7 protein-coding genes and 3 tRNA genes are annotated in these 13,097 nt (G+C 34.8%); 9 read left to right on the top strand and 1 reads right to left on the bottom strand.

Annotated features, from left to right (window positions below; all coding sequences use genetic code 11):
* Positions 1–400: 400 nt before the first annotated feature.
* Positions 401–1,669, bottom strand: coding sequence for a hemolysin family protein (locus WMO18_RS09360; RefSeq protein WP_211148059.1), 1,269 nt, complete (start codon positions 1,667–1,669; stop codon positions 401–403).
* 182 nt (positions 1,670–1,851) lie between these two features.
* Between WMO18_RS09360 and WMO18_RS09355 the strand changes: the two genes are divergently transcribed.
* From WMO18_RS09355 to WMO18_RS09315, 9 genes are all read left to right on the top strand, one after another.
* Positions 1,852–2,577 (top strand): ClpP family protease, encoded by a 726-nt coding sequence (locus WMO18_RS09355; RefSeq protein WP_211148060.1) that lies wholly within the window; start codon positions 1,852–1,854, stop codon positions 2,575–2,577.
* A gap of 32 nt (positions 2,578–2,609) precedes the next feature.
* Positions 2,610–3,560, top strand: a complete 951-nt coding sequence (locus WMO18_RS09350; protein ID WP_022505554.1) for an undecaprenyl-diphosphate phosphatase — start codon at positions 2,610–2,612, stop codon at positions 3,558–3,560.
* 17 nt (positions 3,561–3,577) lie between these two features.
* Entirely contained in the window at positions 3,578–6,256 is a 2,679-nt protein-coding gene (locus tag WMO18_RS09345) for a DNA translocase FtsK (RefSeq protein WP_248004718.1), read from the top strand.
* Positions 6,257–6,261: 5 nt separating this feature from the next.
* Complete coding sequence (locus WMO18_RS09340; protein WP_211148061.1) at positions 6,262–8,175, top strand: YgiQ family radical SAM protein; 1,914 nt, start codon at positions 6,262–6,264, stop codon at positions 8,173–8,175.
* Positions 8,176–8,247: 72 nt separating this feature from the next.
* Positions 8,248–9,501, top strand: a complete 1,254-nt coding sequence (gene tyrS, locus WMO18_RS09335) for a tyrosine--tRNA ligase (protein ID WP_211148062.1) — start codon at positions 8,248–8,250, stop codon at positions 9,499–9,501.
* Between the two features lie 581 nt (positions 9,502–10,082).
* The gene (locus WMO18_RS09330) at positions 10,083–11,597 is read left to right on the top strand and encodes a C40 family peptidase (RefSeq protein WP_211148063.1); all 1,515 of its coding nucleotides are present in this window, start codon (positions 10,083–10,085) and stop codon (positions 11,595–11,597) included.
* 321 nt (positions 11,598–11,918) lie between these two features.
* Positions 11,919–12,007: transfer RNA gene (locus WMO18_RS09325), tRNA-Ser, on the top strand.
* Between the two features lie 27 nt (positions 12,008–12,034).
* A tRNA-Ser gene (locus tag WMO18_RS09320) sits at positions 12,035–12,124 on the top strand.
* 226 nt (positions 12,125–12,350) lie between these two features.
* A tRNA-Arg gene (locus tag WMO18_RS09315) sits at positions 12,351–12,427 on the top strand.
* Positions 12,428–13,097 lie beyond the last annotated feature (670 nt).

Below are 13,097 nucleotides of genomic sequence, written 5' to 3'. Positions count from 1 at the left end.
ATCGTTGTATTTTGAATTGTACAATCACATAGTTTACAGTTTATACAAGGACATAGTTTACACTTTTCATATTTAAATATCCCCACAAATCCAAATTTGCATAACAAGCTTATCTTAACCCACAATCAAAATTGAAAAACCCTAATTTACAGAACAATTTTACCCTAACCCATAAACAAAATTAAAATAATAAAATAACAAAAGAAAAACTAGGTGGGGTAAACACCTAGTTTAGAATAAGTTATTTAATAGAATTATATGAAATTTAAAATTTAAAGTCCCAAAATTTCAAGTTTCTGAAGTTTAGAATTCCAAAGATTTAGGAAACCAAAAGTTTAAAGCCAAAAGGAAGAACCTAAAAACAAAAACAGAAAAATCATAAAATTAATACTTAAAATTATTATTCTTCTTTCTTTACTTTTGATGGGTCAACCTTAACAATTGCACTGATGATTCTTCTTTCTTCAACCTTATATACTTCAAAAGAAAGACCATCAATCTCAAACTTATCTCCCTCTTTAGGGATTCTTCCCATATGTTCAAAGATAAAACCACCAACAGTATGACTTTCTGTATCATTGTCAAAGTCCTCTCTGTCGGTAAGTTCAAGTAGTTGGTCAAATTCAAGGTCACCACTTACAAAGTAACAGTTTTCTCTTAACTTTGTGTATTCTTTCTCTATGTCCTCATCTTCATCATAGATTTCACCAACAATTTCTTCAATCAAGTCTTCCATTGTTACAATGCCCAGTGTACCACCGTATTCATCAGTAACAATTGCCATATTAACTTGATTTTTTCTAAGGTCGTTCATTAATGCACTTAGTTTTCTGCTTTTATATGTGAAGAATGCATCATTAATAAGTAACTTAATGTCAGGTGTTTTACCATCAATCAGTTCCTCTAGGTAATCCCTTGTGTATAGAATACCTAAGATGTTGTCAAGATTTTCTTTATATACAGGAACTCTACTGTATCTTTCTGTGAGAATCTTGTTTTTGTTAGTTTCAAAGTCATCATCAATGTCAAGTGCCAACATATCAACTCTAGGAGTAAGTACCTCAAAGGCTGACTTTTCGTCAAATTCTAGGGCTGACTGTACCATTTCACTTTCTTCTTCCTCAAGTACACCTTCATTTTCAGAATGTTCAATAATATATTTTAGTTCATCTTCTGTTACAGTAGGTGAGTCGTTTCTAATGTTAAGCAACTTTAATGCACCGGTTTTGATTGCAATGAAAAGGAATGATAGTGGAGTAAGTACAATCATTAAGCCTTTTAGGATAATTGCAGTGTTAAGTGCAACAGCCTCACTTTTTTCTTTGCCGATACATTTTGGAATAATCTCACCAAATGTAAGTACCAGTATTGTTGTAAGACCGGTTGAAATTGCAGCAGCAAAATTCTGAAAAATATTCATACAAAGTACAGTTGCCAAAGATGAACAACCAAGGTTCACAACATTATTGCCAATTAATATTGTGGTTAGTGCTTTGTCAAAATTTTCTGTGATAAAGAGAGCATTCTTTGCTTTCTTGTTACCTTTGCTTTCCTCATTCTTTAGCCTTGCTGTACTAACACAAGAGAAAGCAGTTTCTATACAGGAAAAGAAACTAGAGCATAGGATTAGTAGCCCTATGACAATTCCTAATATTACATTACTATTCAATTATTTCCTCCCAAAAATATTATTATTCTAATTATAGCACATTATATACAATTTTCAATCATTAATTTAAGGATAAAATGGGAAAAATATTCTTGAAATAAACATATATATAATGATATAATTATATGGAGTTTGTACATTATATCTGAACTTTGGCAAAAACTAATGCTGAGGTGTATATAATGAATAATGTAGATAACTTTAATTTGAAATCTAATCAAGAAAATGACGAACAAAATGATGAGGCGTCACTTTCTGCTGAAAATGCAGAGGGTATCAAGAATATCGGTTCAGTCTTAACAGGTAAGGAAGATACCTTAATTCATTGTCTGACAATTATCGGACAGATTGAGGGACATTATATTCTTCCAAGTCAGAACAAAACTACTAAGTATGAGCATATTATTCCTTTGTTGGTTTCAGTAGAGGAAGACCCAAATGTTAAGGGACTTTTGATTTTGCTTAATACAGTTGGTGGCGATGTAGAGGCAGGACTTGCAATTGCTGAGGTTATTGCCGGTATGAAGAAACCAACAGTTTCTATTGTACTTGGTGGTGGCCATTCAATTGGTATACCACTTGCAGTATCGGCAAAGAAAAGTTTTATTGCAAAAAGTGCCACAATGACTGCACATCCTGTAAGGACAAACGGTCTTACTGTGGGTGTGCCACAGAGTTTTGAGTATTTTCAGAGAATGCAAGAGAGAATAAATACATTCGTCAGCGACAATTCCAACATTTCAAAGGAAAAGTACAATAGCCTTGTACTGAATACCGGAGAACTTGTTACGGATATTGGCACAATTCTTGATTCAGAGAAAGCCGTAAAATGTGGCTTAATTGATTCGGTAGGCACATTGAGCGAGGCAATTGCTTCACTTTATGATATGATAAACAACCAAAAATAACTGCTTAGGCAGTTACATAAGGAGAGAGAATTATGGATTATATCTATTCAATTGTTATGGGTATTGTTCAAGGTTTAACTGAATTTTTACCTGTATCATCATCCGGACATTTGACACTTGTACAACATATCTTTGGTGTTGACGGAGAAAGCAACTTCTTCTTTAACATTATGCTTCATGTTGGTACATTGTTTGCAGTTTGTGTTTTCTATTACAAACTACTTTGGAGTTTGATAAAGTCATTCTTCGGTTTAATCAAAAAGATTTTCACAGGTAAGTTTAGTTGGAAAAACAGAACTGATGATGAAAATATGATTTTTATGCTTATTATCGGTTTACTTCCACTATTCCTACTCTTCGTTCCTGTACCGGGTACAAATATGGTATTTAAAGATGTATCAGAAATGTTCTCCGGTAACAAGTATCTAATTTATGTTGCAAGTTTCTTAGTTATCACTTCAATTTTACTTTGGATTGGTATTGCTTGTAATAAGCGTACTTGTACTCATGCAATTCATTCAAGAAAAGATTTAGAAAATGAAGACGGTAGAAAGAACTACAATGTTCTTGATGCAATTTGTGTTGGTGTAATGCAAGTATTTGCTACACTACCCGGTATCTCTCGTTCAGGTTCAACTCTTGCAGTTGGCGAAATGCGTGGTATCAACAAGCAAAAGGCTATTGACTATACATTTATCCTAGGCATTCCAACAATTTTAGCATCAGCAGTTTTTGAACTAAAAGATGCTTTAGGTTCAAATGTATCACCTACTGCTGAAATTGGAATTGCTCCACTAATTATCGGTATGGTAGTTTCTGCCGTTGTAGGTTACTTAGCAATTATCATTTTTAAATGGTTCTTAAAGACAGACAAGATGTACATATTCGCAATTTATACAGCAGTAATCGGTATTGTTGGTATTATTATTGCACTAATTGAGATGAATTGTGGTTTCAATATTTTCTCACACACTCCACTATAGTAAAAGAAGGTTAATTAATGGCGACAAAAAATACAGATAAGAAGTCAGCTAAACAAACTAAGGGAAAAGGTCCTGCTAAAAAGACTTCTAATTCCGGTAAAGGAAAAGTAAATAATAAAAGCAAAAACCAGAATTCTTCCTCTGTGAAAGAAAAGAAACCTGCAAATTACAGAGTAAGAGCAATTATTTTACTTGCCCTAGCTGTTCTGTCTTTTTGTTTGTTATTTATCAAAGGTAACTTTGTTTGGAGTTTTATCAGCAACTCTATTTACGGTATCTTTGGTGGTTCTGCAGTTTTAATTTCTGTTTCATTATTATATATAGCGATTATGACTGCTAAGGAAAAGGAAGTACATAGATTAAAAACTAAGGTAGGCTTCTGTGCTTTAACAGTGTTCCTAGCTTGTACATTGTGGTACATTTTCAGTGGTTATCAAAAGGGCAATTACTTTGTAGAGCTTGGTCATGAATTTATGGCAGGTTTTAACGGAGATTCTTTTGTCAGTCGTGGTGGTGGACTTTTTGGTGCATTACTTGGCTATCCTATGAGTTACGGACTAGGTAACACTATTTCAGTTATTTTACTTGTACTTTTGATTTTAGTATTGCTACTTATTATTACAGGTGTTTCACTTCTTGATATTGCAAAGGCAGCAAGAAAGCCTATGGAAAAAGCAATGCATCAAGCTGAAATTCGTAAGCAAGAAAGAATTGAAAAGGAAAAGCAAAAAGAACTTGAAAAGCCTTATGAAGAAGAAAGTCTTGTACCTACTTATAATGGTCCGATAGATATACCACTAGACGGTCCAATTAGAAAGAAAAAGAAAGATAATTCTTCTAACGAAAATAAAAATACAGATAATAGCGATACAAATGCTAATGCAGATACTTCTCTTGTTAAACAGAGAGATGAAACTGATAATTTAATTGATATTATCAAAAAGGCAAATCAACAGATTGAAAATGATAACCCATCAACTTTAGATGCTATTAAAGAGAATGTTCGTAAAGAAAAAACTCAAGCACTTAAAGATGCAGCAAAACTTGCTAATCAATCAGTTGATACTGCTGAAATTGAAGATGAAACAAAAGCTCTTGATGAACAGATTAAGGCAAACGGTAACGAAAAGCATAGTAACTATGAGTTCCCACCAATTCAGCTACTAAAACTTGCCGAAAACAAAAATGCATCTAATATTAGAAATGAAATGCAAGAAAAAGCTGAAAAGCTTGTTTCAACTCTAGATTCATTTGGTGTTAAGGTAAAGATTACAAATATTTGCAGAGGTCCATCAGTTACTCGATATGAACTTCAACCGGCTCCAGGTGTTAAGATTAGTAAAATCACTAACCTTGCAGATGATATTGCCCTTAACCTTGCAGCTAACGGTGTAAGAATTGAAGCACCTATTCCGGGTAAAGCTGCTGTAGGTATTGAAGTACCTAACAAGGTAGTATCAATGGTTTCTATGCGTGAACTGATTGACAGTGAAGAATTTAGAAATGCTAAGAGTAAATTAACTTGTGTACTTGGTAGAGATATTAGTGGTGAGATTGTTACAACTGACCTTGCCAAAATGCCTCATCTACTTATTGCCGGTACAACAGGTTCAGGTAAATCTGTTTGTGTTAACTCGCTACTAATGAGTATCCTTTACCGAGCAACTCCTGATGAAGTTAAGTTTCTACTTATTGACCCTAAGATGGTTGAATTTTCTAAATATAAAGGTATTCCTCATTTGCTTATTCCTGTAGTTTCCGATGCTAAGAAAGCAGCGGCAGCACTTAACTGGGCAGTAAGCGAAATGTTACAGAGATACCAACTGTTTTCTGAATATGATTGTAAGGATATTAATTCTTACAATGACCTAATCAAAAGTAATTTACAGTTTATTGCAGAACAAGATGTACCTGAAGGTGAAGAACCTGAGGTTATGGAAATTAACGGACTACCTGTTAGAACAGAAAAAATGTTCCGTTGTGTTATTGCTATTGATGAACTTGCTGACCTTATGATGGCAGCGCCTTCAGAAGTAGAAGAAAGCATTTGCCGTCTTGCACAGATGGCTAGAGCAGCCGGTATGCACCTTGTTATTGCAACACAGAGACCATCTGTAAATGTTATTACAGGTGTTATCAAGGCTAACATTCCATCAAGAATTTCACTAAAAGTTTCTTCAAATATTGACTCAAGAACAATTCTTGACTTTGGTGGTGCTGAAAAGCTAATCGGTAAAGGTGATATGCTATATTCACCTGTTGGTGCACCAAAGCCAATTCGTGTTCAAGGTTGTTTTGCCAGTGACCAAGAAATTGAAGGTGTTACAAGATATATCAAGAATCACCATCGTTCTCAGTACAACGAAGAAGTTGAAGCAAGAATCAAGAAGATTACAGTTGAGGGAATGGAAGCTGACAATAAGGATGGCAATGGTGACTTGGATCTTGATGAAAAGATAGAAGAAGCTATTAAGATTGTTATTGATGCAGGACAAGCATCAACAAGCCTTGTACAAAGAAGACTAAAGGTTGGTTATGCAAGAGCAGGACGAATGATTGACGAAATGGAAAGTTTGGGCATTGTAGGACCACACCAAGGCAGTAAGCCAAGGGAAGTTCTAATGACTTATCAAGATTGGCTTGAAAGAAAAAATAATTTAGGAAAAGAAAGTGAAGAAGAAACTTCACAGGAGTAAGAGTTATGGCATTTCTTCCGATTACAGTAGAAGAAGTTGAAGAAAGAGGATGGGACGAAATTGACTTTGTCTTTGTAACAGGTGACAGTTATGTTGACCATCCATCTTTCGGTGTGTCTATTATTTCAAGAGTTTTAGAGGCTAAAGGTTATAGGGTTGCAATTCTTTCGCAACCTAATTGGAAAGATGAAAGAAACTTCAATCCATTCGGTAAGCCAAAGCTAGGTTTCTTTGTTACTTCCGGTAACATTGACTCAATGGTAGCACACTATACAGTAAATAAGAAAAAGCGTTCTGATGATGCCTATACTGCAGGTGGTAAATCAGGTAAAAGACCTGATAGAGCAGTAATTGTATATAGCAGAATTCTCAGAAAGCTATATCCTGATTCACCTATTATTCTTGGTGGACTGGAGGCATCACTTAGAAGATTTGCCCATTATGACTATTGGGATGATTCTGTAAGACAGTCAATTCTATTTGATAGCCAAGCAGATATTTTGACCTATGGTATGGGTGAAAATCAAACAATAGAAATTGCAAAAAGACTTGCACAAGGTAAGTCAGTTAAGCAGTTAAGAGACATTAAGGGTATTTGTTACTATGTACCTACAAGTGAATATAAGCCCGGTCCTGTAGTTGATTTGCCAAGCTATGAAAGAGTTTGTGAAAGCAAAAAGGAATATGCTATTGCAGCCAGAAAAGAACTTGAAGAGGCTGATGCAGTAAGAGGCAGAACAGTTATTCAGCGTCATGGTAAGTATATTCTTGTACAAAACCCACCAATGCCACCACTTACAACAGAAGAACTTGATTGGGTGTATTCTTTACCATACGAAAAGTATTATCATCCTAGTTATGAAGCACTTGGTGGTGTACCTGGAATTAAGGAAGTTGAATTTTCAATTACCCACAACAGAGGTTGTTTCGGTGCTTGTAATTTCTGTTCAATTGCATTCCATCAAGGCAGAGCAATTACTGTCAGAAGTAAAGAAAGTGTACTCGATGAGGCAAGAAGATTAGTTGATAATCCAAGATTTAAAGGATACATTCACGATGTAGGTGGACCAACTGCTAACTTTAGATTGCCTTCTTGTACTTTCCAAAAAGAACATGGTATGTGTAAGAATAAAAAGTGTCTTGCACCAAAGCCTTGCAGAAATCTTCAAGTTAATCACGAAGAATATATTGATATTCTACGAGAAATGAGAGCAATTAAGGGTATCAAAAAGGTGTTTATCCGTTCAGGTATTCGTTTTGATTACCTTATGGAGGATGAAAGCAAAGAGTTTTTCCATGAACTTGTTAAGTACCATGTTAGTGGTCAGTTAAAGGTTGCACCTGAACATTGTTCAGCAGCAGTCCTTGATAAAATGGGTAAGCCTCATATTGAAACTTATAAGAGATTTCAGGATGAATTCTATAAATTTACAAAACAAGTTGGTAAGGAACAGTACCTTGTACCATACCTAATGAGTTCACATCCCGGTTCAACTTTAAAGGATGCAGTAGAACTTGCATTATTCCTAAAAAAAGAACACATTAGACCTGAACAGGTACAGGACTTTTACCCAACACCGGGTACAATCAGTACTGCAATGTTCTATACAGAACTTGACCCATATACACTAGAACCTGTATATGTGCCAAAGACTATGAAAGAAAAGCATATGCAGAGAGCATTGCTACAATACTTTAACCCTAAGAATAAGGAAATTGTTGTAGAGGCACTTAGAAAAGCCGGTAGAACCGATTTAATCGGTAATGGCAAGAACTGTCTTGTATCTATGCCACAAAATATGAGAACTCAAAAGAATTCTCAGGGCAAACAAAATAACCGTAACAAAAATAAAAACAAAAACAGAAATGTAAACAGAAACAGACACCACAACAATCACAACAGAAGTGGCAGAAGATAATTCTTTACAAAATCAAATGTTTTTGTTATACTCTATATAATATATAATTAAATGAATGAGAGGAAACTAGAAATGGGCGTTTATGAAGAACTAGTTGCAAGAGGATTAATTGCACAGGTTACAGATGAAAAAGAAATTAGAGAACTTGTAAACAGTGGTAAAGCTGTATTCTATATTGGTTTTGACCCAACTGCCGATAGCCTACATGTAGGTCACTTTATGGCACTATGCCTAATGAAAAGACTACAGATGGCAGGTAACAAGCCTATTGCCCTAATCGGTGGTGGTACTGCAATGGTTGGTGATCCATCAGGCAGAACTGATATGCGTCAGATGATGACACCTGAAACTATTCAGCATAATGTTGATTGTTTCAAGAAGCAGATGAGCAGATTTATTGACTTTTCCGATGACAAGGCTCTAATGGTAAACAATGCAGATTGGCTAATGGACCTTAACTATGTTGATGTACTTAGAGATGTAGGTGCACACTTTAGTGTTAACAGAATGCTAACTGCTGAATGTTACAAGCAGAGAATGGAAAAAGGTCTATCTTTCCTTGAATTTAACTATATGATTATGCAGTCTTATGACTTCTACGCACTATACAAGAAGTATGGTTGTAATATGCAGTTCGGTGGTGACGACCAGTGGTCTAATATGCTAGGTGGTACTGAACTTATCAGAAGAAAACTTGGCAAGGACGCATATGCAATGACTATTAACCTACTTCTAAACTCAGAAGGTAAGAAGATGGGTAAGACACAGTCAGGTGCAGTTTGGCTTTCAGCTGAAAAGACTTCACCATACGATTTCTACCAGTATTGGAGAAATGTTGATGATAGTGATGTTATTAAGTGTCTAAAGATGTTAACATTCCTTTCATTAGAAGAAATTGCTGAATTTGAAAAGTTAGAAGGTGCTGAAATCAACAAGGCTAAGGAAGTTCTTGCATTTGAACTAACAAAACTTGTTCACGGTGAAGAAGAGGCTACTAAGGCTCAGAATACTGCAAGATCAGTATTTGCCGGTGGTGGTAAAGATGCTAATATGCCATCAACAGACCTAACTAAGGATGAACTAGGTGAGGGTATCCAAATTCTTGACCTACTTGTTAAGTGTGGTCTTATCTCAAGTAAAGGTGAAGGCAGAAGACTTATCACTCAGAACGGTATCTCTGTAAATGATGCTAAAGTAACTGACATTTTCCTAGAAATTAAGGAAGATGACTTTACAGATAATGAACTTGTTATCAAAAAGGGTAAGAAAATCCACCATAAAGTTAACCTAGTTGATAATAAAGTTTCAATTGGTGATTTAATTTAATTCTAAATTATAAAAGTTTATAAAGATAACCACTTACATTTAGTAGGTGGTTATTTCATTTTATAATATAATATTGTTTGTATCAGTACATAGATTATTTTAACAAATTAAGCTTAACCCACAGACAAAATTGAAAACCCCTAATTTGTACTACATATTAATATTTAAGAACAAAATCAAAACTATTAATTTTACTAACATACTAAATTATAATTCAACACAACAGTAACTAAATTTACAAATGAAAATCATATAGCAAAATACACATCGCTATAGGGATAGATTTTGACAAAAGGTCTATTTATATAGTGATTTTTTACATTATTCTACAATTAAATTTATTAAAAGTTACAAATATAATTCTTATAAAGAAAAATATTAACAAAATTGTTACCAATCCATAATTCTTATATAGAATAATCTTGTGTATATTATATAAATATCCACTGAATGTTGAGAAATTGCCTTGATTTCCTTGCAATATAGTAATCGATTTGTTATAATTTTGTTACAGTAATGTAATTATTGTAATTTGCTTATAACAGCGTGTGGTAGACGCTTTTATTTTTGGAGGTTGATCTATGACAAAAATTAAGAGAATATTGACGCTGATTATATGTGTTGCAATTTTAGCAAGTGCAACAGTAATCGGTACATCAACTGCTTCTGCATCCGGGTCAGGTGCCGGGCTAGTAAGTTGGGCTTATCGAGCTTATAACGAACATTGGAAGTATGTTTGGGGTGGTGCTTCAGTTGGCTCTGTTGACTGTAGTGGACTTATCTATTCATATGCCGGTGGTGAGAGAGTAACAGAATCTATGATTGCTGCTTCTCCTGAATCAGGCTCTATCAGTTCAATACCAAGAATTCATGGTCTTGGTCTTTATCAGTATGGTCATGTTGGTGTATATGTTGGTGGTGGCATGGGTATTGATGCTCGTGACGAAATCTCTAATGTATGTCTTGACTCTATTAGTAACAAATCTTGGACTCAGTGGTTTAAGATTTCAGGTGTAAGCTACCCTACATCTGGTTGGCAGGAAGTTGCCGGACAGTATTATTATTACGAAGATGGTCAGTATATCGTAAATACATCAAGAACTATTGATGGTGTTACATATTCATTTGGCTCAGATGGTGCATCTAATAAGACACCTAGTAATATGAGTTCTACTGCAGACTCTTCCTCAAGTAATAAGAAGCATAAGAAAAAGAAAACAGCATGGCAGTTAGGTGACTCCGGTAGTCAGGTAACTAAAATCCAGAAGAGACTAAAAGAACTTGGTTTCTATAACGGTGACATTACAGGTTACTTTGGCACAGACACTCAGAAAGCCTACAAGGCATTCCAGACTGCTGCCGGTGTAGTTGTTGACGGTATCTGTGGTAAAACAGATAGAGATATTCTTTATTCCAATAATGCTCCGGTATATGTAGCTCCTACAACTGTAGCAAAGAAGAAAACTACTACAAAGAAACAGTCAACTAAAAAGACTACAACAAAAACAAAGAAACAAGAAAAAGTTATCTCTGTTGGTGATTATAGCAAAGATGTAACATCAATTCAGAACCAGCTTATCAAGTTAAATTACCTAGAAAAGGGTAATGCAACAGGTTACTTTGGTGAAGATACAGAACAGGCTATTAAGGATTTCCAGGATTATAACGAAATCACTGTAACAGGTTCTGTAGATAGTGCAACAAAGAAAGCTTTATTCAGCAAAAACGCTGTTGCAAATCCTGAAGCTAAGACAGAAGATAATAATGAAGAAAAGCAACTTGCAACCTTTACATTTAAGGATGCTACTGAAGAACCAACTACAATAGCTGAACCAATTTCAACAACAGATGAAACTACTAACAAGTCTGTTGTATTAGAATCAAATCAGCTGGCAAGTAAAGCCCTTGCAGGTGTAACATCAAGCGAAAGCTTTGAACAGGTTACTCCTATTACAAATGAAAGTAGTTCTCAGCTAATTAAATGGCTATGTGTCGTTATTGCCGTAATGGGCAGTGTGTTTGTTCTGGTTACAATTAACGAGAAGAAGAAAGCTCGTCGTAGACGCAGAATGAGACATGCAAGACGCATGAGATAAAGAAATCAGTAAAATATTTCTTGACTTTTGAATATTTTATTTGATATAATTTAATTACCGAGTAGCGAAAAGCGTAAATTCTTTTTAGAGTTTACGCTTTATTTTTTGACTATTTATAATTTTTAATAGCCTAAAAAGCAGTTTTATAAGTTTTTTTGAAAATTTTTAAATATTATAAAATCCTCAGTAGCCTAGTGTTTATGGGAATACTAAAGAATAGGAAAGTAGAAAATAAATAAAAATTCAAAAAAACTGAAAAAAGTTGAAATTTTTTCTTGACAATACGAGTACCCTCTGCTATAATAAATATCGTTGAAACACGGAGGGGTGTCCGAGTGGTTTAAGGAGCTAGTCTTGAAAACTAGTGATACCGAAAGGTACCAAGGGTTCGAATCCCTTCCCCTCCGCCATTTTTATTTTAATGGCGGTTTATTTTTGGAGGATTACTCAAGTGGTGAAGAGGCTCCCCTGCTAAGGGAGTAGGTCGGGTAACCGGCGCGAGGGTTCAAATCCCTTGTCCTCCGCCAAAGCACTTTCTTTATGAAAGTGCTTTTTTACTATAATACATCAATACATTATTTCTAGATTATGATTGTTGGAAAATTTGGAAATATATATAATAAAATTAAAAAATTAAAATGTTTCCGTAGCTCAGCCGGATAGAGTGACTGCCTCCTAAGAATATGTTGCAACACACACTTTTGATTGGAAAGTGTATGGTAATGTGGTAGAATAATCGTAAATTTAATACACGTCTTCGTAGCTCAGCCGGATAGAGCGTCCGCCTCCTAAGCGGAAGGCCGTGGGTTCGAATCCCGCCGAGGACGCCATTTTAAGCCGTTTTTGATGATTTTTCATCGAAAGCGGCTTTTCTCTTTTTACGGCTTCCGCTTCCGTGATCGTGCTAACAAAAGTGTGTGGTTATCTAACAGGTTTTAGCACGAAATCGCTGATTTTGCTAACAAAAACCGTCGTTTTGCTAACAGCGTTAAAAATACCAATTAATCTCTGCTAACAGATTAGTTGTGCGGTATGGTGGTAGTTTATTCGCATAATTGAAAACAAATCCTTTCTATATATAATAATGGTATAAGGAAGTGATTATTATGAAAGACCCTAAATACCATATATATCTTACGAATGAAGAACGCTCCGAGGTTTTGAAATCACTTATTGACCTCAAAAATGAAATGATTGTACAGGGTAAATACACTGATGTATTGGATGAAATCATCGTCAAGCTATACAAATCCCGAAAAAAGAATATAAAGGTAATATACATTTAAATTAAGCTATTTAGCCGTCTGTTACTTAATTGGAGCAGGCGGCTTTTTTGCGTTTATTCAACTTTTTTCAAAAAAAAATAAAAAAATTTTGAAAATAGACTTAAAAAACACCCTCTCCCATTGGGTATAGGTGAAAGGGGACTTTGTCAATAATTTGATATAAAAAAAGTAAAAAAGAGGGGGATATTTACATTGCTAATCGGTGTGAAGTGAC

Source organism: Ruminococcoides intestinihominis, from assembly GCF_040096285.1.
In the GTDB taxonomy this organism is placed as follows: domain Bacteria; phylum Bacillota; class Clostridia; order Oscillospirales; family Acutalibacteraceae; genus Ruminococcoides; species Ruminococcoides intestinihominis.
This window is presented reverse-complemented; position numbering and strand designations above follow the sequence as displayed.